At 61.7% G+C, this 24,102-nt stretch carries 10 protein-coding genes and 1 pseudogene; 5 read left to right on the forward strand and 6 right to left on the reverse strand.

The features are described from left to right. Both treS and ACK2SD_RS14500 read right to left on the reverse strand, forming a co-directional pair. Window positions 1-3,312, reverse strand: coding sequence for a maltose alpha-D-glucosyltransferase (gene treS, locus ACK2SD_RS14495; RefSeq protein ID WP_412460126.1), 3,312 nt, complete (start codon window positions 3,310-3,312; stop codon window positions 1-3). Window positions 3,313-3,339: 27 nt separating this feature from the next. After that, window positions 3,340-5,373 (reverse strand): alpha-1,4-glucan--maltose-1-phosphate maltosyltransferase, encoded by a 2,034-nt coding sequence (locus ACK2SD_RS14500; RefSeq protein WP_412460127.1) that lies wholly within the window; start codon window positions 5,371-5,373, stop codon window positions 3,340-3,342. A 135-nt stretch (window positions 5,374-5,508) separates the two neighbouring features. Here ACK2SD_RS14500 and ACK2SD_RS14505 point away from each other — a divergent pair, with 135 nt between their 5' ends. The 3 genes from ACK2SD_RS14505 (at window position 5,509) to ACK2SD_RS14515 (ending at window position 14,633) form a co-directional block, all read left to right on the forward strand. Beyond that, window positions 5,509-5,679: a hypothetical protein gene (locus ACK2SD_RS14505; RefSeq protein ID WP_412460128.1), complete on the forward strand. Its 171-nt coding sequence runs from the start codon at window positions 5,509-5,511 to the stop codon at window positions 5,677-5,679. A gap of 125 nt (window positions 5,680-5,804) precedes the next feature. Continuing rightward, a complete protein-coding gene (locus ACK2SD_RS14510; RefSeq protein ID WP_412460129.1) occupies window positions 5,805-14,285 on the forward strand; it encodes a neuraminidase-like domain-containing protein in 8,481 nt (2,826 codons plus the stop codon). 141 nt (window positions 14,286-14,426) lie between these two features. After that, the gene (locus tag ACK2SD_RS14515) at window positions 14,427-14,633 is read left to right on the forward strand and encodes a hypothetical protein (protein WP_412460130.1); all 207 of its coding nucleotides are present in this window, start codon (window positions 14,427-14,429) and stop codon (window positions 14,631-14,633) included. A gap of 39 nt (window positions 14,634-14,672) precedes the next feature. On the opposite strand, the gene ACK2SD_RS14520 is transcribed toward ACK2SD_RS14515, so the two are convergent. Then, on the reverse strand, window positions 14,673-16,334 hold the full coding sequence (locus ACK2SD_RS14520) for an AMP-binding protein (RefSeq protein WP_412460131.1): 1,662 nt from the start codon (window positions 16,332-16,334) through the stop codon (window positions 14,673-14,675). A gap of 284 nt (window positions 16,335-16,618) precedes the next feature. Continuing rightward, complete coding sequence (locus tag ACK2SD_RS14525) at window positions 16,619-17,275, reverse strand: LexA family protein (protein ID WP_295488210.1); 657 nt, start codon at window positions 17,273-17,275, stop codon at window positions 16,619-16,621. A 129-nt stretch (window positions 17,276-17,404) separates the two neighbouring features. Here ACK2SD_RS14525 and ACK2SD_RS14530 point away from each other — a divergent pair, with 129 nt between their 5' ends. Further along, window positions 17,405-17,713 (forward strand): DUF6124 family protein, encoded by a 309-nt coding sequence (locus ACK2SD_RS14530; protein WP_029614090.1) that lies wholly within the window; start codon window positions 17,405-17,407, stop codon window positions 17,711-17,713. 104 nt (window positions 17,714-17,817) lie between these two features. Here the strand turns inward: ACK2SD_RS14530 and proP are convergent, their stop codons facing one another. Then, window positions 17,818-19,317: a glycine betaine/L-proline transporter ProP gene (proP, locus tag ACK2SD_RS14535; RefSeq protein ID WP_295488206.1), complete on the reverse strand. Its 1,500-nt coding sequence runs from the start codon at window positions 19,315-19,317 to the stop codon at window positions 17,818-17,820. A 195-nt stretch (window positions 19,318-19,512) separates the two neighbouring features. Then, on the reverse strand, window positions 19,513-23,886 hold the full coding sequence (locus tag ACK2SD_RS14540; protein ID WP_412460132.1) for an NEL-type E3 ubiquitin ligase domain-containing protein: 4,374 nt from the start codon (window positions 23,884-23,886) through the stop codon (window positions 19,513-19,515). Window positions 23,887-23,970: 84 nt separating this feature from the next. Here ACK2SD_RS14540 and ACK2SD_RS14545 point away from each other — a divergent pair. Further along, window positions 23,971-24,066 (forward strand): annotated as a pseudogene (locus ACK2SD_RS14545) (glyoxalase superfamily protein); the annotation flags it as partial. Window positions 24,067-24,102 lie beyond the last annotated feature (36 nt).

Raw genomic sequence — 24,102 nt, forward strand, 5'->3', positions numbered from 1 at the left:
TCACGACTCGCCCCACGTGCTGATCAGTCCATGCAAGCCATGCAAAGGCACGGCCAGCCAGCTCGGACGATTCTCCGCTTCATAGGTGATCTCGTACGCGGCTTTCTCCAGGCAGAACAACTCCAGTGCCGCACGCTCGCCGTCGGCCTGCTGCCAGGCATGGGGCATGGCGGCGGTGGCAAGGCCGTAGGCTTGAACGAAGGCATGACGTGACTGGTGCAGGTACTGCCGGGCGATGCGTTGACGGGCCTGACCGGCAGCCTCGGACGAGTCCACCGCCGAGGCACTGCGCAGGATCATCGCAGCAGCATAGTCGAAGGAGCGCAGCACACCGCTGACGTCTTTGTACGGGCTGTGCATGGCACGCCGTTCCTCCAGCGGACGCGAGGGCTCACCTTCGAAATCGATCAGATAGGCATCGCCCTGCACCACCAGCACCTGCCCCAGATGCAGGTCGCCGTGCACGCGCATCAGCAGCCCCCCTTGGGCCTGCTGCGCCAGGTGTTCGATGTGCTGGGCCAAGCCTTCGCGCTGTTGTTGCAGATCGTCGACCAACGCCTGGCTGTCGGCATCCAGTTGCGCGCGGTGCTGGCCCAGCAGGTCCAGCGCGTGGCTCAGTTCGGCGGCGATCTGCGCGCCCCAGCGCGCACTGTCGGTGGCCTCGCTGGGGCGCGGTGCGAAGGCTGAATCATCGGTCGGCGCGCCAAGCAGCAGGTGCATCTCACCCAGGCGTTGGCCCAGCAAGGTGGCAAAACCGGCCAGCTCGGCCAGGGCATCGGTATGCGCCTCGGCGCTGGCATGGTTGGGCTCCATCTCATCGCGGATCGCCCGCTCCAGGGTGTTCTGGGTCCAGGACCAGGCATCACCCTGATTGCTCAAGTACCCTTGGGCGATCATCAACAGGTGCGGTTGCTCCTGCGCATCCACGCGGCTGACCCAGGCCAGTAACGGCGAGATATTGGCGAACCCGGCTGCCGTGAGGTAGGCGCTCATTTCCAACTCGGGGTGAATGCCCGGATTGACCCGGCGGATCAACTTGAGCACGACACGCTCTGCAATCACCACCGAACTGTTGGACTGCTCGGCACTGAGGTAGCGCACCGCGCTGTCTTCGCCCAATTGCAGGGCAGCCAGTTGCTCGGTGCACTCGAAGCGCAGCTCTCCCGCTTCGGTCGGCAGTTGGCTGCCCTCCTGGCAGGCCCGCAGCACGGCGCGGATGAAAGGTTCCTGGACGAAGGCGTCGGTGATCAAGCCGACCTGACGCCCGCGACGCACCCGCGACAGCGCCAGTTGCTGGGGCAAGGCGCTGTTGATCTGCTCTTCGGGCAGCAGACCGAGTGGCAGTTGGTAATGGGTACTCAGGCCGTCGCTGACCACCTCCAACTCGCTGAGCAGCACCGGGTTGCTCGGCGTGCCGAAGCGCACGCCATAACGGAAGCGCACCGCATCGATCGGCGCTTCCTTACCGGCGAACCAGCGGCGCTTGGGCAGGTACTGGGGCAGGATGGCGTCCTGCAGGGTGTCGACGGAGGGCGCTTCGAGCAGTTCCTCCAGGCGCTGGCGCAGCACGAGCGTGGTCAATTCGGGCATTCCTTCGGAGGGTGTGTTGTGCCAGCTGGGCAGGCTGTCGTGGGAGGCCAGCAGGAACCAATAGAAACCATAAGGCGACAGGGTCAGCAGAAACGGCAGTTGTCCGATCGGCGGGAACGCGTTGCCGCCGAGCATTTCCACCGGCACCTTGTCGACATAGGCCGACAGGTCCAACTCGGCGGCCTGGGCGGCGCGCGACACGTTGGCGACACAGAGGATGACTTCGGTACTGCCCTGGCCATCGGTGTACTCGCGCACGTACGCCAAGATGCGGCGGTTACTCGGGCTGAGCATCCTCAAGGTGCCGCGACCGAAAGCCTTCTGCTGATTACGCACCGCCAGCAGGCGGCGGTTCCAGTTGAGCAGCGAATGCGGATCATGACTTTGCGCTTCGACGTTGACGGTCTGGTAGCCGTACAGCGGGTCCATCACCGGCGGCAGCACCAGGCGCTGCGGGTCGGCTTTGGAAAAACCGCCGTTGCGGTCAGGCGACCACTGCATCGGCGTGCGCACGCCATCGCGGTCACCCAGATAAATGTTGTCGCCCATGCCCAGTTCATCGCCGTAGTACAGCGTCGGCGTGCCGGGCATCGACAGCAGCAGGCTGGTGAGCAATTCGATGCGCCGACGGTCGCGTTGCAGCAGCGGCGCCAAGCGTCGGCGGATGCCGAGGTTGATGCGCGCTCGACGGTCTTCGGCGTAGTAGTTCCAGAGGTAGTCGCGCTCGCGATCGGTGACCATCTCCAGCGTCAGCTCATCGTGGTTGCGCAGGAAGATCGCCCACTGGCAGTTGGCGGGAATCTCCGGGGTCTGGCGCAGGATATCGGTGATGGGGAAACGGTCTTCCATGGCCAGGGCCATGTACATGCGCGGCATCAAGGGGAAGTGAAACGCCATGTGGCATTCATCGCCATCGCCTTCGCCGAAATACGGTCGCGTGTCTTCCGGCCACTGGTTGGCCTCGGCCAGCAGCATGCGGTCGGGGTAATTGGCGTCGATCTCGGCGCGAATCGCCTTGAGCACCCGATGGGTCTCGGGCAGGTTCTCGTTGTTAGTGCCGTCGCGTTCGATGAGATAAGGGATCGCATCCAGCCGCAGACCGTCCACGCCCAGGTCGAGCCAGAAGCGCATCACCCCGATGACCGCCTTCATCACCTGCGGGTTGTCGAAGTTCAAATCGGGCTGATGGGAATAGAAACGGTGCCAGAAGTACTGGCCTGCGACCGGGTCCCACGTCCAGTTGGACTTCTCGGTGTCGAGGAAGATGATCCGCGTGCCGTCGTACTTCTGGTCGTCATCGGACCAGACATAGAAGTCGCGGGCCTTGCTGCCGCGCTTGGCACGCCGTGCACGCTGGAACCAGGGATGCTGGTCGGAGGTGTGATTGATGACCAGCTCCGTGATCACCCGCAGCCCACGCCGATGCGCCTCGGCAATGAAGCGTCGGGCGTCGGCGAGGCTGCCGTAGTCCGGATGCACGGACTTGTATTCGGCGATGTCATAGCCATCATCACGCCGTGGCGAGGGGTAGAACGGCAGTAACCAGAGGGTGTTGACGCCCAGCGCGGCGATGTAGTCGAGCTTGCTGATCAGGCCGGCAAAATCACCGATGCCGTCATTGTTGGCATCGAAGAACGACTTGATGTGCAACTGGTAGATCACCGCGTCCTTGTACCACAGCGGGTCGTCGATGAAGGCTGCCGGGCGGGAACGCTTGGCCATGGGGGACTCCTTGGAAGACGACCGTGATCAATCCAGACGGCTGATGCGCCAGATACCGAACGGCTGATACCCAGGATCGATGCGCATCCATTGGGTCTTGCCATGCCAGGTCCAGCGGTGCCCGGTCATCAGATCCTCGCCGTGGGTATCGGCGTGGTCGTCCAGCCCCAACTCCCACAGCGGCAGCTCGAAGTGCGCCTCCTGTGGGTTGTGCGGGTCCAGGCTGATGGCGATCAGGATGTAGTTGTCGCGTTCGGCGGTGCGCTTGGCGAAGTACAGGATCTGGTCGTTCCAGCAATTGAGGAAGGTCACCCCCAGATGCGTCTGCAAGGCGGGGTTTTGCCGGCGGATGCGGTTGAGCTGGGCGATCTCGGCGATGATGTTCCCAGGCGCGGTGAAGTCCCGCGGACGGATCTCGTACTTCTCCGAATTGAGATACTCCTCCTTGCCTGGCAGCGGCGTGCCTTCGCACAGCTCGAAGCCCGAATACATGCCCCACAAGCCCGAACCCATGGTCGCCAACGCGGCGCGGATGAGAAAGCCCGCACGGCCGTTACTCTGCAGGAAGAACGGGTTGATATCCGGTGTGTTGACGAAGAAATTGGGCCGGTAGCACAGGCTCCAGGGCGGCTGGTTCAGCTCTTCGAAATACTCGCGCAGCTCCGGCTTGGTGTTGCGCCAGGTGAAGTAGGTGTAGCTCTGCGCATAACCCACCTTGCCCAGCCGCGCCATCATCGCCGGACGGGTAAAGGCTTCGGCGAGGAACAGCACGTCAGGGTACTGGCTACGCACATTGGCGATCAGCCATTGCCAGAACGGCAGCGGCTTGGTGTGCGGGTTGTCGACCCGGAAGGTACGAACGCCCTCTTGCACCCAACCGATGATGACGTCACGCAACGCCAACCACAGCGACGGCACGGCGTCGGGCGCGTAGAAATCGACGTTGACGATGTCCTGATACTTCTTCGGCGGGTTTTCGGCATAGCGAATGGTGCCGTCCGGGCGCCAGCTGAACCAGCCGGGGTGCTCGGTGAGCCAAGGGTGATCCTGGGAACACTGGATGGCGAAATCCAGGGCGATTTCCAGGCCATGCTCGGCAGCGGCGGCCACCAGGCGGCGGAAGTCTTCACGGCTACCCAGTTGCGGATGGATGGCCTCGTGGCCGCCATCAGGGCTACCAATAGCGTAAGGACTGCCCGGATCGTCGGGACCGGCCTGCAGGGAATTGTTGCGCCCCTTGCGATGCTGCTTGCCGATGGGGTGGATGGGCGGGAAATACAGCACGTCGAAGCCCATGTCGCGGATCATCGGCAGGCGCTGATGCACATCATTGAAGGTGCCGTGACGTTCGGCCTCGTCGGTGATCGAACGGGGGAACAGCTCGTACCAACTGGCGAAAAGCGCTTGTTCTCGATCGACATCCAGCGGTAGTTCGCGGCTGCAGGTCAGGTAGCTGCGGTGCTCAGCCTTGCCCATCAGCTCGGCGCTGTGCGGGTCGAGCAGCAATGCCACCTGCTCATCGGCCGACAGGCTGGGCAGGCGCTGCTGCAACGTCTGCAACTGCTCGCGCAACGCGCCTTCACTGCGGTCCACGCCCTTGCCCAGCAGCAGCCGACCTTCTTCCAACTCCAACGTCACCTCGACCCCGGCGTGGTACTTCTTTTCCAGGTCGTGACAATACGTGGCGTAGGGGTCGATCCAGGCTTCGATGCAGAACAGGTGAAGTCCCAACTCAGCGGGTGTGAATTCGGCAGTCCACAGGTCGTTGCCTTCAGCGAGCATAGGCACTGCGTGCCATTGGCGACTGTGCGCCTGGCGCCAGTGCAGCAGCACCGACAGGCGGTCATGGCCGTCGCTGTAGACCTTGCTGGTCACCGCCACCGGCTGATTGCGGATGGCTTTCACGGCAAACGCCCCACCGTCGAGCACCGGCGTGGTGTCCTCGATGACGATACGCGGCGCCAGCAGCGCCTGGGACAGATTGATGGCCTGGTCGGGATGATCGTTGGCCTTGGGCACTTGCTCGAAAGGCGCTGCTGCAACGGGCTCGTTACCTGACATCGGACCTTGCTCCCCTGGCTGGTGGCGGTAAGGGTTCAGAGCCTGGGGCTAGAGCGGGGTTCCATAAAAATTGAGCGATTGCTGCCCAAATCATGTCGTACCTGTACACCCTTGGAACACCGAAGAGGTCCGGCCATGAACATTCCGACCAATCCTGAAACACCCGATCCGAATATCGACGACCCGACACTGCCGCCGCCGGTGCCGGAAAAGGAGCCGGATCCGTTACCGATAAAGCCGACCGTCCCACCGACGGTGGGTGATCCGCCCAGTGATGAGCCGCCGATCAAGGCGGTGCGAACGTAACCGTCTTCCCTTCCCTGCTCCCTCGCACCTGATATTTCTATCAGGTGCTCCACTCGCCCATCCCGAGTAGCGTCATCCGCTCAGACATCTCCCTTTTTTGCGCCCTCGAGCAAAAGGAAGTTCCCATGAGCGATTTGATTCCCATCAGCAACCTGCCGGCGACTCACCCTGACGCTGCCTCCTACTTGTCGCTGTTCCCCGACGACCAGGCGCGGTGCGCACCCGGCGCCTTGATGGCCAATAACAGTCGCCTGGCGTACTTGGTCCACCTCAAGGAAATGATCCTGGCATTCGAGACCCGGGCCGACGTCAGCGCACCGGTGACGCTCAAGACGCGGCGTGCGGACCTGCTCGACCTGAAGCTGGACGAGCGCACCACGCGCACCGTGCTGCCCAAGCTGCGCATGGTCCTGGACCTGCTCGAGCGCCGTGCCAGAGATGCGGTACCTGCGCATCAGTCGCTACAGGTCGCCGTCGCACAAGGCACCCATCACGCCAATGTACCGTTCAACCACGCCTGGGAGTCGATCAAAGCCGTCCTGGCGATCAAACAGGCGCCCCTGTGGGATGTGTTGTGCCAAGCGCACCTGGACGCTCCGGCCTTCGTGTTCGATCAGCGCTCGGCCGCAGGTATGCGAAGCGCAACACAGATGGCCAGCGGCTTTTCTCCCGAATTGCAACACAGGCTGCTCACAGGCTCGGATGATCAGTCGTTGTCGGTGGCAGCTGTCGGAACCACGCACAAGCTGGTCAAAGCGCTGGGCTTGACCCGTAGGGAGCTGCGCCGACTGCTGGCGGTGGCGAGCGTAGGCGAAGACGGTTCCTCGGTCACCGGCAGCGCCCATGTACCCAGCGCTCCAGCGCCCTCGAGTCAGCACTACGGCGCGGCGTTCATCAACGATGGCGCTACCCCTCTCTACCTGACCGAACAGCGCTCGCGGGCGCCAGGCCCGAAAAAGAAGGTGACCATCACCGGTTTTACACAAGCGCACCTGGACCGACTGCAACACAGCGTCAGACTGCAGCGCGCGCTGGAGCTCGATGCGGCACAGACCGACAGTCTGGTCATGGCCGCGCTGCACGCCGAGGGTCAGCGCAGCGATTATCACCTGACCGCACACACCCTGCGCGCCCTGGGCATGTTCCGTCATCTGCACGCCGAGTATGAGGTCGAGCCCGATCAATACGCTGCTTTTCTGCATCAGATTTCACCCTATGCAACCGAACGCCACCGGCCCTTCTACGACAGGATCTTCGTACCGGAGGTCAAGCAGCAGGACGCCCAGGCACTTCCTGTTCTGACGCTCGATGACAGCGAATTCGACAGCAGCGCGATCGATGGCGTCGACGCCCTGACGCTAAAGCAGCTGGCCTTGGCGCTGAGGGTGGATGACAGTGTGCTGCGCGTAGTGCTGGGCTGGGTCACTGCTGCGCAACAACTGACTAAACCCAAACGCTCATTGGCCGTGGTTTCGGCTTGTTACCGCGTGGTCGCGCTAGCGCGGCTGATGCACCCCTCGACCGTACAAGCGCTGACGCTGCTCGATCTTCTCATGCAGGACCAACCTGTCTATCGACAGCAACTGGCCGGTGTGCCACGCCTGGCAGGGGATGACCAAGCCGATATCGTTGACGTCATCGCAGGTGCACTGCAAGCCGGACGATGGCTGCAGCATGTCGGCCTGGAGCCCATGCAATTAGCAAGCGTACTCAACGCACAGGTCGTGTTGCCTCAAAGCCGATGGGAAAACGCCGTCAGTGTGCACGAAGGAGACGACGACAGTGCGCTCGACCTGACCTTGAGCAAAGCGCTGGGGCTAGAGGGTGCCGATCTGATCGATCCCCTTCTACGCTGGGCCGGTGTGGACCGCCAGCAACTGGGCCAAGCGGTGCGTACGCTCAGCGACGCTGCGCAGGGAGACTCTGTGGAGGGTATGACGTTCACCGACGAGGACCGCAAGCATTTCTCTACGTTGCAGCGCTACAGCGACGCGGTGAAGCTGTTCAAATTCAGTGCCCAGATGCTCGAGCAGTTGGTGCAGCATCCGGCCTGGTTCGACCTGCAAGGTCAGGCGCCAGCGAGCCACCGTGGTCTGGATCTGACCTGTATGTATCAATTGAGCCTCTACAAGGCTCTGATCGCCAGCCTGGCACCGGAGCGTTATGAGCGTGATGTACTGGCGTATCTGGCGGCCGTCAACGACGACCCAGCGCTGCCCACCGACCAGGCCTGGGCTGCACTGGAGCAGTTGCTTGATCGGCCGGCCGGCTCGCTGTCGTGCGTTATCAGCCTGACGCCGCCCACCACCCTGCGTGAACTCGATCACCTGATGCGCACGCTGGATATCGCCAAAAAGCATCACTGGTCACTGGATAGCGTGCTGCAACTGGTGCCGTTGACGCCTAAGGCCGACTACGACGTTTTCGAACAGGCAGCAGTGGCGCTGCGCAAAGGGTGCTCCAGTGAGCAACGCAAAGCCCTGGCCGAGCACATGGGCGTGGCCTGGCGAGACGCGCTGATGCACTGGATGCTCGTGCATTGGGTTCCCCAGGAAGACGCGGGGCGCTGGATCACCAGCCCGCAGGCACTGGCCGATTATCTGCTGATCGATTTGCAGGTGTCCCATGAACCGATGATCACGCGAACACTGTCGGCCATTGCCAGCCTGCAACGCTACCTGCATCAGATTCATTCACGTGTGGAGAATGGCTATCGCCACGCCGCCATCAGCGAAGTCGAGCGTGAAGAGTGGGAAGCGTTCAGCAGCAGCTACGACCGCTGGAAACTGCGCCGTGATGCACAGAACGAGCCGCAGAATTACATCGACCCCACGCGGCGTCAGCGCAAGACCACTGCGTTCAAGGACTTGGAGATGCAACTGGCACAAGGCAAATGCCAGCCCGAGGACATCCAGGCAGCCATGCTGGGCTACCTGAGTGCGTTCGAAAAAGTCAGCAATATTCAGCCGGTTTCAGTCTACGCCGACGGCACATCGCCATTGACTGACATGTACCACTTCATCGGCAAGACCAATGTAGAACCCATTGAGTACTACTGGCGCACCTTGGACATGGCGCAACGGGACCAGGACGGTGCCCCTAGCATGCTGGCGTGGGGCGAGTGGGAAAAGATTACCTTGACCGCACGCGGCCAAATCACTCAGACCCCGCTGCCGGCAGCGTCCGCCACACAGGCAGGCCACAGCCTTCACGCAGTGGATACGGTTCGACCGGTGATCATCGCCGGGCGCCGGTATGTCGTGTGGGTCGAGCGCGATATATCGGGCATCCCGATGGGCGGGGACAACAAACCCAGTGTGTTCCATGCACTGCGGGTGTGCTTCTCGTTCCAGCAGACCGACGGCATCTGGAGCCCACCCAACACCTTCATGACACTGGACGGGCATGACCGAACCGGCAAATTCGACGATGCCAGCGTACCGAATGTCTACCAGCATGGCGCCAAGGGTAATCAGTTTCTCAAGACCCGGGAGTTCATGCCGGGACTGATGGTGATGGTCAACATCAAGGGCGACCGGCTCGATGACCCGTGGCTGACCGTCCTGCTATTCGATGCCGCCGCTGATGCCCCCATGGCCCCCAAACCGGATGTGGACTACTTCATCGCCACCAAAGACTTGTTGTTGATCGAGGACAAACGGCTGGATACCGATGAAAAGACCGATCGGCCCATCGAAGCGCGGCTGGTGAAACAGTGGCTGAAATTCTTCAGGGATCCGCGAGTGGCGCAGCACCCCTATATGGGCGCGGTTTCCACATTGCGCTACGAGGAAGAAGGATCATCGCCGTTCAAATGGTCGTTACCCGCAGACCAAGGCACTGCCAACGCGTCGGCAACACTCGCAGATGACGGCAAGAGCATCGTCGTCAATGTGGATATGAACGCGATCCTGAAGGCAGACAGTCGTTGGAAAATTTATACAGACGTGAAAGTAACGCCTGTCGACCCCGAATCCACACCGAAACTTTTCTTCATACGCAGCGATTGCAACTCCTGCAGCAAGTCAAACATCGATTCCGCCGACACTGTGATCGAAGACACAGCGTCTGAAATCTACAAAAAAAGAATTGCGTTGAACAACACCCTAGTCTCTTTGACGGCCCAACACAAAGCTGCCGAGGATGGTGTTATATACACCAATCTCAGAGAGAAGGAGGACCCCAAGCTTTTCAAAGAAAGACTGACGCGCGCGGAAAATAAGCGAGACAACTTAAAGTCGCAGAAAGAATCCGCTGAGAGCGCATTGGACAGGCACTTGACGGAACACTACCGCGTCGTGAAATTTGACCTATCTGACAAGGAAATATTAGAAGACATCAGCTTTGCAACTCTGAGGATCACATTCACGACGCCTACAAAAAAAACAGCAGTAGCTGAGTACTCGAATGACTCGAACTACTCACCAACCATTGTAGTACAAAATATCTTTACCCCCTCAAGCTGGCAATTCAAGCATTCGGCTGAACAATGGATCATTTCGCTACCGGCGCTCTCAACAGTCATTACCTTATTCCCGCCCTTCGCTAAACTCGCCGTGAGGCTGACTGTTAACACCGTGGGCGACGATTCCCCTACCTGGACTTTGTCATCACAAGATCGCACCCTGCTGAACGGTCCAATCTTGAGCGAGTTCGAGAAGGTTGTCAGTTCAAAATCATCAGAAGCCATTCTGCTCAGGCATCAGCTATTGACCACCCGCTACCTTCCGACGAATTTCTACAACTCGATCGTAGGAAGATCTACCACTGGTGCATCGACCAGCTCTATCTCCGTGACTAACGCTATTCAATCCGCCGTAGCGAATAGAGACTCCGATGCCATTAACCGGTTGATCGAACTCGAGTTCCAAGCCGTTCGACAGGCAGGCGTTAAAACTCAGGACGCAGTGCTCAAAGCGGCGTTGCGCCTTCGTCATTTGCATCCCGACGCCTTCTCCAGAATCGTGCTTTACCTCAACCCTGCCCATACGTTGACGTTCGAAGACAGCGTGATCGCTGATGGCCACGGAGCGCTGAGATTTATTTGCCCGGTCAATCTGGACGTACGCAAATACAGCGCGACATTGGAGGTATTACCAAATTCCGAGGAGTCATCGCAACGATGGGTAATGGGTTCGGCCACCTACATCTACACACTCGAAGAAAAAGACGACGACGCCGTTCCCAGTGTCCACATCAGACGTAACGATGAACAGGCGGTTTACCTGGACTTCATGGAAGCCGCCAGTGGTGCCGAGCCGTCGCTGGCGTTGCCCTACCACGCGGTACGTTTGAATACTTTGTTCGGCAAGCGCTTGGTCGCCTTGGCAACCCAGTCGGTCGAGCAAGCGCTTTCATGGAAAGCCCAGACCTTGCATGAGCCAAGCCTGGACACCCCTGACAGCACTGTCATGGTCGATCTGCGTAGTGCGAATGGTTTGTACTTCTGGGAACTGTTTTTCCACGTGCCGTTCCTGGTCACTTGGTTGCAACGCCAGAACCGTGAATACCGTCAGGCCTGGCGCTGGTGTACCCGCCAGTTATTCGACCCCTACCGGGTCTGGACCCCTGCCGGCAATCATCCGCCGTTGTTCTGGCTGGCGCGCCCTTTGCTCGCCCGCGCGGCGTACATTGCCACGGCCCAGACCAACGATCCGGACCTGCTCGCCTACGCCGAGCCGGAGCGCTATCGCAAGGCACTGCATTTGTTCGTGATCGAATGCTGGCAGCGCCAGGGTGACGATCATTATCGTGCGCTGACCCTGGATTCGCTGGTCGAAGCGGCGCTGTGCTATGACCGCGCGCTGCGCCTGATTGGCGCGCTGCCCGAAGACCTGTCCAGCGCACCGGCGCAAGCCTTGAAGCTGTCCGAGGCCGACCCTGGCGCGTTCACACCACCGCTCAACATCAGGCTCGTCGAGGTCCGCAATCTGCTGCGCAACCGGCTGTTCAACTTGCGCCATGGTCTGACGCTCGATGGCAAGCCCGCTGCGATCCTGCTCGATCCAGACACCTTGGATCAACTCGCCCTCGGGCAGACCGGCCCTGGTCGCGATCAGCCGGACACCTCGCGAGTAGCACGTGCAGTGCCACCGTGTCGCTATGACGAAGTCCGCCAGTGCGCCGGCGAAGCGGTGTTGCAATTGATCGAATTGGGTCAAACACAGTTGCGCTTCTACGAAAGTGAGGCCGCTGTAAAGCTGTCCGTGGCGAGTAAGCAGAACGTCATACGGTTACTGGAGTTTCCGTGCAGGCTTCAGGAACAAGCCCTCGAACTGGCCAGACGCGAGCGGGACACCTTGATGACCAGCCGGCAAATGGTTCAGGGCAAGCATGCCTACTATCAAGGCCTCTACGATGAGGGGATCACCGACCTGGAACATGCCTCACGCGCGTTCGCCTACATGTCACAAGCGGCACTGGGCGTTGCCGAAGCGTTCGAAATCACTGCCAGTGCCGTCGAGTCCACGCTTCCCACGATCTACGGCACGGCCGTTGGCGGCAACAAACCCTCCAAGGGCGTTGAGCAAGGCGCACTCTCCTTCAGGTTGCTCAGCGAGATTCATACCATGACCAAGGACGAACTTCGTCTTCGGGCAGACTACCAACTGCGCTCCGAACAATGGCGGTTCGAAGCCGAGCAGGCCTCGTTCGAATTGGCGATCATCGACAAGCAGCTGCTTGAGCAAGATGTGCACCTGCGGGCAGCGTCGATTGCCCTGGAGGAAGCTCGGGCCAAACTGGCTTCCCACCGTGCCGAATACGAGATCATGACCTCGGTGTTCGCCAGCCAGCCAACCTACCTTTGGCTGATCGGACGGATGTCCGACATTTACACCAGCGCTTACGATGCCACCTTGTCCTTGTGCCTGATGGCAGAAAGCTGCCTGCAGTACGAACTGGGCGATTTCGACAGCACTTGGATCAGGACTGACAACTGGCTGGACAACTGGCGCGGGATGCTTGCCGGCGAGGCGCTGGAGCGAGATCTGATCCAGATGGACGTGGCCGCGATTCGAGACAATCATCGGCCACTGGATATTCGCAAGGACTTCAGTCTGTGCGAGCTCAACGGCTGGACGAAAGAAGATTTGCACGCGCATTTGGCCAACCATGAAATCCACTTTGAACTGGCGCCGTCGCACTTCGATGTGGACTTTCCAGGCCATTACCTGCGCCGCCTGGAGCGCATCGTGGTGGAGTTTCGCGGTAAACAGATCCCCGCCTCCACATCTATTGCGGCGATGCTCTACCAAACCGCGAACAGGGTCTTGCTCAGCGATGACAGCGAAGGCGCCACACACCTGTACTCGGCCAAGCAGGGCAACGCGGCAAACGTGCTGCGCGATTTGCGCCCGAGCCAGCGAGTGGCCCTGTGGTCGGCCAGAGAATTGGTCCGCAACTTCCAACTGCAACCTTCGGTGCCGGACAAGACCCGCTACCAACCGTTCGAGGGTACGGGATTGTTATCGAGTTGGAAGATTGTCTTTGCGGGCGAAGAGGCGCTCAAGGGTCTCAAGAAAGATGGAGCATGGGTGGTCGACGACATCCATGTGCAGGTCAGCTACAGCGCGGTCGAGGGTAGCCCGGCATTCGGCAACCATGTGAAGTCGCTGCTGGCCAAGCCCTCGCAAAAAGGGGGTGAAAACGCGGGAGAGGATTCCATTGACCCCGGCCAACCGACCCCGCCCATGACTGAAGACGATGCCAATGCCATCAAACAGCAGGCCGACCAGGCCGTCGAAAAGGCCAGGAATGCGCTCAGGCAGGCCAAGAGCGATGCAGAAGCCGAGGTGTTGAGTTCGCCCCATGCGCAGTCCCAGAAGCTCAAGGCCTCGACAGCATTGACGGCCACCGAGCAAGCGGTCCAGGTCGCGACCCAGGCCCGCAAGGCGGCCCAAGCGGCAATTGCAGCAGGCACGCTGAGCGCGGCGCGAAGCAACGCGCAACTGGCCAAGCAGGCCGCGACAGAGGCCAGCAACGCCGCGGCTACCGTTGCAATGGCGCGCCAGGAAGCCGAAGCAGCGGTGAGGACTGCAGATTTCAACGCTGCGCGAACGGCGGCTAGGGACGCGCTTGCAGCGGCACAGAAGGCGCTTGATTCAGCCAACAGTTCACTCAAGCAAGCGCAAGTCGATATCGAGTCCTCTGTGCTGAAAAAGCCCGAAGCGGCCGATCTTCTGAAAAAGGCTACCGAGGCGGTGGATGCCGCGCGCAAACTCGCCGAGCCCGTGCCTGCCGATCTTCAAAACATAGGTTCCACGGTGGACTCGCTGAAATCCGACGATCTGGATGCTGCCGAACAGGCCAAGGAATCGGCGCTGGCGGCTCAGAAACGTGCCGAGGCAGCCCTGGCCGCTGCAGTGTCCGCGGCCAAAACCAGCGCGGCGCAACGCGCGACTGCCGAACAACTGATGACGCCCAAGCAAATGGCGGCTGCGGCCAGGAAACTGAAGGACAAAACCGTCATCGTGACGCGCAAGGATGGTAGGCAAGAGCGCGGCGTGGTGATCAGCTCCAACGATTACAACCTGACGTTGAAGCTGGGTAACAACGCCGAGTCGACCCACTATTACTCGCAGATCGTCGAGGTGAAAGCCGGGTGATCACCACCCCGCGCGGGCTGGCGGCAGTCGGTCAAGCGGCTTGAACCCCATAGGAGAAAGCAGAAGGGAGGAAGCCAGTCGCGATCACGTTATTACCACAGGTAGAACCCGCATCATCCATTGACTAATGAGGCACACATCATGGCTACAATGACTGATCTCAAAAAACTGCTCGCCGCTAAGTATGGTAAGACCGAAGCCGATATCGACGACGATGCCCAAGTCAGCGATATCGTCGGAGACGACACCAATCTCCCGGCCTATCTGAAGGAAAAGTTTGGCAAAGAGTACGCCGCCAGCGACTTGGAAGGCGCCCCCTTGGTCAGCGATCTGGTGAAAATCCTTTAGTGCGGCTGGCCGGAAGTGCCCTGACCGGTTGATGACCGATCAGGGCACTAGCTGCGCCATACTCATCTCGCGCATGCGAAACTTCTGAACCTTGCCCGTCACCGTCATGGGGAACTCATCGACGAAGCGGATATGCCGCGGCACCTTGAAGTGTGCGATGCGCGCTTTGCACCAGTCCGACAGCGCCTCGACCGTGACGCTATGCCCGGGATGCAACTTGATCCAGGCCACGATCTGTTCGCCGAAACGCTCACAGGGTATGCCCACCACCTGCGCTTCGGCGACCGCCGGATGGGTGTGGAGAAACTCTTCCAATTCGCGCGGATAAATGTTTTCGCCACCGCGGATGATCATGTCCTTGTTGCGTCCGACGATGCGCACATAGCCCTGCTCGTCCATCACAGCCAGATCGCCGGTGTGCATCCAACCGTCTGCATCGATCGCCCGGTCGGTCGCCTCTGGATCATTCCAATAGCCGAGCATCACGCTGTAACCCCGCGTACACAACTCACCGATCTCACCGCGCGCAACGATCTCGCCCTGCTCGTCCACCAGCTTGGTTTCGAGCTGTGGCTGGGTCCGCCCGACGGTGGTCACGCGTAACTCCAAGTCATCGTTCGGCCCGGTCTGCAACGACACCGGGCTGGTCTCGGTCATGCCATAGGCGATCTGCACCTGGGCCATGTGCATCTGCTCGATCACCTGACGCATCACCTCGATCGGGCACGTGGCACCGGCCATGATGCCGCTGCGCAGGCTCGACAGGTCGAGGCGGTCGCGCAGCGGATGGTCGAGCATGGCGATGAACATGGTCGGCACGCCGTAAAGCAGGGTCGCTCGCTCCTCGGCCACCGTGCGCAGCGTGTGCTCGGGATCGAAAGCGTCGTTGGGATAGATCATGGTACTGCCGTGGACGATACAGCCCAGGTTGCCCATGACCATGCCGAAGCAGTGATAAAGCGGCACCGGGATCACCAGGCGGTCGTGCTCGCTCAATCCGAGGCTGCGACCGACCATGTAGCCGTTGTTGAGGATGTTGCGATGGCTCAAGGTGGCGCCTTTTGGCGCGCCAGTAGTGCCGGAGGTGTACTGGATGTTCACCGCCTGGTCATCGTGCAGTGCGCACTCACGCGCGCGCAAAGCGGCCGCCTCGATTTGCCCCGCGCGCTCGGCCAACACCGTCCAGGGCAGGAAACCTGCCGGCGGTTTGGTCGCCAGGCTGATTACCCCACGCAGGTCAGGCAAGCGTTCGCTGGCCAGGGGATGGCTACCCAGTTCGGGCAACAGCGTCTGCAGCATCGCGTGGTAGTCGGACGACTTGAAGGCATCGGCGCACACCAGCCAACTGCAGCCAGACTGCCGCAGCACATACTCGAGTTCTGCGCTGCGATATGCAGGGTTAATGGTCACCAGGATCGCGCCGACCTTGGCCGTGGCGATTTGCAGGATGCACCACTGGGCGCAGTTCGGCGCCCAGATACCGACCCGCTCGCCGGGAGCGACACCCAATGCCATCAGGCCGCGGGCAGTCGAGTCGACCTGCTCGGCCAGGTCGCGCCAGCGATAGCGCAGGCCCTGATGGCGCACCACCAGCGCCTCTCGCTCCGGCCAGCGGGCGACCGTGGCATCGAATGCCTGACCGAGGGTTTGGTCCAGCAGCGGCGCATCCTGGCGACCTTGGGTATAGCTTGGTTGACTCATGGCTGTCCCTTCTTGTGATTGTTCTGGGCATGACTGAAGCAAGCGAGCGATACTTTGGCGCAGATTGACGTTTACGTAAAGGTGAAAATAGCGTGTCCGTTTGCGCCGAGGCGAGTCGGCCGCCCCCTGCCGTCTGGCGTTCAGGCACAACACACGCGCCGGCGCGCGGACGCGACCGGAGACGTTATGTAAGAAAAGGGAAATAGCGAGGGGTAGTAACGATGCCAGTCTCGTTAGGAGACGCCTGATGACCGTGTAGGCAACGGCCCAACTGACGGGCGGCCTCAGTGCCGTCCGTGCGAACGCACCACCACACCCAACACCTGCAAGTCTTCACCGCACAACAGCTTGGGGTAAGTCGGATTCAGTGGGCTGAGGTAGCGCTGGCCACCGTCCTCGAGCAACTGCCGGAACACCGCCGATGTGCCGTTCTGTCGGGCGATCACCAATTTGCCCGGTGCGGCCTGCACGCCGGGATCGACCAGCACCAGCATACGCTCGGGCACACTGGGACCGGTGGGCGCGCTCATCGCATCGCTTTCCACCGGAAGCCAGAACGCCTTGCCCTGCGCGCAATAATCGGTCTGCTCGTGGACGATGCAATCCTGCGGCAAAGGTCCGTCCAGTTCGGCCCAGGCCAGTACTGGATAGCGGAAGCACATGATGTACTGCAGAAGGTCTTCGTCGTCCGGCGCGTCGCCGGGATAACGGCCGCTTCGCTCGGCCAACTGATCGATGCGCTCCATGCGCAGCGACACGTGAAGATGCGCCAGGCCCAATGCCTGCAGCACATCATTCATCATGGCCACTTTCGGCTGACGCGTGCCGCGCAGCCAATGACCGACGCCACCTTGGGTGACCCCAACGCGTTCGGCGAGTTGCTCCTGCGAAAGCCCAAGCTCCCGCATCCTTTGCTTGACCAGCGCGATCCATTTTTCCATCGCCCGCACGATACGGACTGCCCGTCAGCGCTCAATACACATATTGTATTATTAATTGATCGATAAAAAATACTTTACGTACTAATATCGTGAGTGACTGATTTCCCTACAGCCCTCATAGGTAACAGGATGAAACCAATGACACATCCAGAAAAGGATTTGGACGGCGAAGCGGCACGCCGCGCTCTCGACTACTACCTCAACCCTACCCCGCCCCACGCCAGCATCGACGTGCTGCCCTGGACCGTGCGCGAAGACGTGTCGTCCGAGCAGGCCAGTGCCCATGCCATGGCCCTGTTGCGCTGCGCTGCCGCCACCGCCCAGGAAACCGGCAATCATCAGCAGGGCACCACCCGAGAGGTGTTGTTCGCCCTGATGCATATGCTGAACATGGCCCGGGCGCTGCTGGAACAGCGTCAAGGCTCATCGATCACGTAGGTGACAGGCGAAAAAAATCCCGGATCCTCAGCGCCTTGCAGGATCGCCTCGGAAACCGGGATTTTCTTGGGGAGCAGGCACTGCCTGCTCCTTGAACACGTTACTCAATCGATACGCGGGTGCTGCTGCACCAGTAGCTTGCGCTTGCTCTCGAGTTCGGCGATCTGCTCGTCGATGTCCTCGATCTTCTGCTCGATGGTGTCGTGGTGCTCCTGCAACAGCTCCTTGGCCTCTTCCAGATCCGAAGCGGCAGGTGCAGCGCCGCGCAGCGGCTTGTTGGCGGTTTCCTTCATGGTCAGGCCGGTGATCAGGCCAATCACGGCGATCACCATCAGATAGTACGCCGGCATGTACAGATTGTCGGTGGTCTCCACCAACCAAGCCGCGATGGTCGGCGTCAGGCCGGCGATCAGCACCGAGATGTTGAAGGCACTGGCCAGGGCGCTGTAGCGGATGTGCGTCGGGAACATCGCTGGAAGCGTCGATGCCATCACGCCAATGAAGAAGTTGAGCAGAATCGCCAACATCAACAGACCGGCAAAGATTACCCCGAGGCTGCCGCTGTTGATCAGCGCGAACGCCGGGATGGCCAGCACGAACAGGCCGATGCTGCCCACCAGGATGAAGGGCCGACGACCGACCTTGTCGCTGAGGAAACCGATCACCGGCTGCACGAACAGCATGCCGACCATGATCGCGATGATGATCAACACCCCGTGGTCTTCGCTGTAGTGCAGGTTGTGCGACAGGTAGCTGGGCATGTAGGTGAGCAGCATGTAGTAGGTGACGTTGGTCGCGATCACCACACCGATGCAGGTCAGCAGGCTGCGCCAGTGCTTGGTGGCCACCTCCTTGAACGAAACCTTGGGACCACCGGCCAGGCCTTCGCGGTCACCCTGCTCGAGCTTGTCGACGTGCTGCTGAAACGCTGGCGTTTCTTCCAGCGCATGGCGCAGGTAGAGGCCGATGATGCCCAGCGGCAAGGCCACCAGGAACGGCAGTCGCCAGCCCCAGTCGAGGAATTTCTCCTCGCCGACGATGGCCGAGATCATGACCACCATGCCGGCGCCGAGCACGAAACCGGCAATCGAGCCGAAGTCCAGCCAACTGCCGAGGAATCCGCGCTTGCGATCCGGCGCATACTCGGCGACGAAGATCGAGGCACCGGTATACTCGCCCCCCACGGAGAAACCCTGGGCCATCTTCGCCAGCAACAGGAGTATCGGCGCCCAGATGCCAATGGAGGCATAGGACGGTATGAGGCCGATGGCGAAGGTGCTCAACGACATGATGACGATGGTTGCCGCCAAGACTTTCTGACGGCCATAGCGGTCACCCAGCGCACCGAAGAACAACCCGCCCAGCGGGCGGATCAGGAACGGTACCGAGAAGGTCGCCAGGGCAGCGATCATCTGCACGCTCGGCGAGGCATTGGGGAAGAACACTTTACCCAGTGCATAGGCGACGAAGCCGTAGACACCGAAGTCGAACCACTCCATGGCATTGCCCAGCGCCGCAGCGGTGATGGCCTTGCGCATCTTGGCGTCGTCGACGATGGTGATGTCCTTCAAGCCGATCGGCTTGACTCTCTTGCGTGATTTCATAAGCGAATACTCTGTAGCTGACCTGTCATGACAATCCGCTGTCCCAGGGGGCAGATCGGGCGGGCGAACGGTGATTCGGCCCGCTACCCATGAAGATGGTGGCAACGGGCCCTATGGGGTCAGATACAAATGGACACTAAATAATTCCACGCTTGATGAATTTTTGTCCCCGCCATGAGCAGAAGCAGAAAGGTTTCAGCCATCGGTGGGACGCGCCATCGCTCTCCAGGGATGCAGCTGCAGCAAGCGCTGGGTTCGCGCCAGGATCATCGATCGCTCGCCCTGCGCGCGGGCTTCGGCCAGCGCATCGATGGCCGCGAGCGTGGCCTGCTCCGGTGACTCACCGGCCTGCTCCATCAGGATTTCCAGGCGCTCGTGATAAGGCGCGTTCAGCGCTTCGAACAGTTGCGGTTCGCTGTCGTGCAAGAAGGCCTGCCAGAACGCTCTGTTCACCAGCGAGTCCGCGATCCGCGCATCGCTTTCGGCCGCCAGAATCGTCTGCGCCGCCTGTCGCAGGCGCGTTTCGCTCACGTCGGAGAACAGCCGGTGGTGCATGTAGCGCGACTGCGCTGGCAGGCCCAGCGGGCCGACCAACCCGGCGCGGTAGGCCAGATACGTCTCGACCTCGTCGTGAACGCCGTAGGGATCGCGCGCGCGCGCCGAAACGATGTGCTCGCTGGCCAGACGGTCCACCTCATCCAGGCGATACAATTCACGGCCCAACTGCACCAGCGCGCCGGCCTGCCCGGCAGTGTCCAAGCCGGCAGTGCGCACCGTGACCAACACCCGCACTTCGAGCAGGCTGAGGATCAGCAGCATCTGGTCAGAGCATGTGCGCGGCCCTGCGGCTTGCTGGAACACGGCCTCGCGCACCTCAGCGTCCTCTGCGCAGACGGCAATCATCTGCCACACCCGCCGACGCAGGTCCATGCCTTGAAAATCGTAGTCTTGCGAGCGGCCCAGGTCTTCTAGAAAGCGCATCAGATCGCCACTGCCGGACGCCTGTGCCAGTGCCGACCAGTGTTCCGTGCGCACCTCCCGCTCGGCGTCAGTGGAGCCGTCCAGCCAGCGCTCGAGCGATTCCTGCCCACCGGCGCCGTGACGACGTGTCGGTAACACCCCATGCGCTTCAGGACTCAAGACAGCCCGCGCCGCCGTTTGCGTCGCTTCGGGCAGCGGATTGTCATGCAGGCTCAGATGCGCCAGGCGCCGCCGGGAATGCATCAGCGTCGGGCTCAGCTCGTCGAGGCGATTGTCACGCAGGTCGATGTCTTCCAACGACCAATGCATGTAGGCCTCGACGGGCAACTCGGTAAGGCCGGTGTCGCGCAGCGACAAGCGCCGCAGGTCGGGCATGCAGGCGATCGGCGGCACCCGTGTCAGGGGATTGTGCGCCATCTCCAGTTCACGCAGTCGAGTCAAACGACTGAGTCGAGCCATGCCAGGTTCGTCGAGCACGATGTGGTTGCCCACCAGGTTCAACCGGGTGAGCTGGGTCAGCGACTCTATCCCCTCAGGAATGCACTCCAGCAGGTTGTGACCCAGGTCCAACCTGCGCAGATTGACGAATCGCGGCAGGAAATCGGCGGGCACGCTGCGCAGGTGCAGACGGCGCAAGGTCAATGCGCTGACATGCTCGAAGCTGATCCCTGCCGCAAGCACCGGCAAGCTGTCGAGTCGCTCGCTATCGATGACCAGACGATATTCGCCGTCAGCATCTGCACGCTTGCGCCGCCAGCAATGGCGAATGCGCCGTGCAGCCAGGCGCCGGCGCTCGACCAGTGCCGGTTGAGCGGCCTCGCGGCGCCATGCGACCAGGTGTTCGGTGAGCTGCTCGAGTTGCTCGCTCAACCCTCTCAGGTGCTGCCAAGGCCGCTCGCCACGCCGACGTACGCTGTCCAGGTACGCCTCCACCTGAATGTCGCTCAGGGTTGGAAAGATCTGTTGGTAGCCACGTATCAGCGCGCCACGCGAATGTGGCGCACGCCCGCTCAACGGGTAGCCCAGGCGACCATCACCCAGCCGCCAGGGCGCACGAATACCACGATCTGAAGGCTGCAGGCCGATCAGAGCGGCCGCCAGATCGCGGTCGGCGCAGGCACGATCGGCCAACGCGTTGGCCAGTCCGGCGCCAGACTCACCCGCCAGACCCAGGGAAGATCGCTGGTCTGCATCCATCAACCACAACAGCGCCTGAAACAGATCGTCGCTGGCCTGGGCACCTGGCACTGCGATCCCGCCCTGGCCTACCGCCAGATAGCCTTGTCGCCCTCGCCATAACTGTCGCGTCTCGACCGTTGGACCCTGGCTTGTCTGCGCGCGCAGTAGGCCTGCGGCGTGAGTGTCGCGCACCTCCACCCGTACCCCACTCGGCCAGTTGGACCACTGGCCGATAAGGCCCAGCGCCAGTCGCTCGGTGTCCGCATTTACCGCAGCGGCTTGCTCGAAACCCGCGCACGCCCTGTCCAGCCGACTGTCGCGCAGGTTCCCGCGAGCCCTCTCGGCCAGCGCCAGCGGGACCCGACCCTGTTCGAGCAGAATGTCCACCTGCTCGCCCGTTGCCTCGGCCAGGATCGCGCTCGCCGCTCGACTGGACAGCGTCGGAAAGTCCCGCTGCAATGGCTGCGCAGCGCGGGGGGCGGTGGCCTGGGTCTGCCGGACATGGGCCTCGAAACCCTCGTCGCGCAGTTTCGGATACCACTGATGCAGGCGGTAGCGTTGGGCCGCATCGTAGAGCCGCGCCGGGGCCGGTGCGTTTTCCAGGTGCAAGCGCCGCACCTGCGCTGCGTTCATCCCAAGACTGCGCAGCAGCGCGTCGGCCGTTTCGTCACTGACCTGGCTGAAGCCGGCGCCCAGACGACGCAGCAGTCGACCGGATCCCGACCAATGGGCCACCGGCTCCAGCGCATGGCGCAATCCGCCATCGGCGTTGTCCTCCAGCCTGATCAGCGCAGCCTCAGGCCGCTGCGGGTGGACCAGCACCCGTGCTTCGACACCCCCTTGCAGCCTGAAGGTCTGGCCTTCGATACCCACATGGCCGACACCCTCGACCAGGCTGCGCTGACCGTGCGCGAGGGGGTGTTCGGACACGGCATAGCCCGGCAGACGCGGATCGATCAATCGCCACTGGCCGTCGGACGCCCGGGTCGGTGCCAGATCATCGACCAGGCGGCTGCGGGCGAATCCGCCCACGGCGGCCTCGACACCCGCGCCGAGCGCCAGCCCGGTGACGTTCAGCGCAACACCCAGCACATGCCCCAAGGCCGCCTCACGGTCGCCCAGTTCCCAGTCGCGATAGCCCTCGAAGACCTCGTCGACCATTTGCGCGGCAGCGATGGCCAGCAGCGGCAAGCCCAGTTGGGGCACATAGAAGCTGGCCAATCCCAGCAGGTCCAGGCCCAGCCCCTTGAGCCAGCGCAGACGCCGGTCGCGCTCGGCGCAATCGACCACACTGGTGGGCACGGCCAGCACCTGTGCGTCAGCCAAAAGCGTGTCGACCTGTACCCGGCGCAGGTGTGCGCACAACGCGCCGGTCACCGGTTCGCTTCGCCCGTCGAGCGGCAACGCGTCCTGTGCCGCGGCACCTTCGATGAGTCGGGCCAAGGTCCGGGCGAACGGCACGCGGTCCTGTTCGCTGACGAAACGTTGGAAGAAGCGCTGATAACCGACTTCGCGCAAACGCTGGCCCAAGGTCATGAACAGTGCATCCCAAGAGGCATGCGTGCTCAGTGGCGCCAGGGGATCGTCGGGGATCCATACGACCAGTCCAGGATCCGTCGTGTCCGAAGCACGGCACCTCTGGAACACCACGACGCCCTGCAACCGATGGCCCAGCACACGGATATCCATGGCCGTGATCGGGCTCGGCGTTGAGTCGGCGAGCGCCTGCTGCACCTCGGTGTGGACCGATTCATCAATGTCGCCCTTGAGCCGGGCCACCCACAGTGCCGCCTCCAGGCCAGTACGCCATCCGGTTTCCAGCACGGCCTCGCTGGCTCGCCGCCGAGCGTCGTCTGCCATGAGCACCGTTTTCAGGTGTTGCTGGTAGCGCCCACCCAGATCCAGCGTTCGACAGACGCCGGCGAACGCGCGAGGCTGCAAGGCGATGGCGTTGCCTTGGGCGTCGAGCAGCACCGAGCTGTCCCGCCACGCCGCCTTGGCGGTTTCTTCACGCTCGAAATTGTGCAACGCACAGGCCAACAGGCTTTGGGTGAAAATGCGCGGCACGATGCCGTCCGGCACCCAGCCGACCCCGGAAGGACTGCGGATCAACACCTGCCGACGCAATACGCTGCCTCGTACGTCGAGCGGCTGTTGCAGCAGTGTTTCCAGGGCTTCGCTGAGCAGAGGCGCGGCGAATTGATCCAGCGGTTGGATCTGCGCGAGTAATGTCTGTACCGCGTGTTGGGCACGCTGTTGGGCAACCAACGCCTGATGCACGGCCGGCAATTGCTCGGGGGTCGCGCCCTTGAGCCAGGTGGGTAGACGCTCGGCGATGAGCGTGTCGACCGAGTCGTCGGAAAGGGTATCGAAAGCCATGGGCAGCTCCAGTGCGGGATAGACGTGCATGGAGCCAGCTCCGGTCAGCAGCCGGTGGTACTTATGTCGAGCTCGCGGCCTGGCTGCATGGCTGGTCGCGAGCCAATCTAACGTGAAGCCGAGCGTGTGGACTGGGGCCTGCAGATGCAGATCCATGACCCGTTCGGCAACCGCCTGCGGTTCTGCGAGCAGATCGACGAGCAGCCGTAAAGCGCAATTGGTGACTGAACGTTTCCCATCCCTCGC

Origin of the sequence: Pseudomonas sp. SC11 (assembly GCF_047039205.1) — a bacterium.
GTDB classification, from domain to species: Bacteria; Pseudomonadota; Gammaproteobacteria; order Pseudomonadales; family Pseudomonadaceae; genus Aquipseudomonas; species Aquipseudomonas boreofloridensis.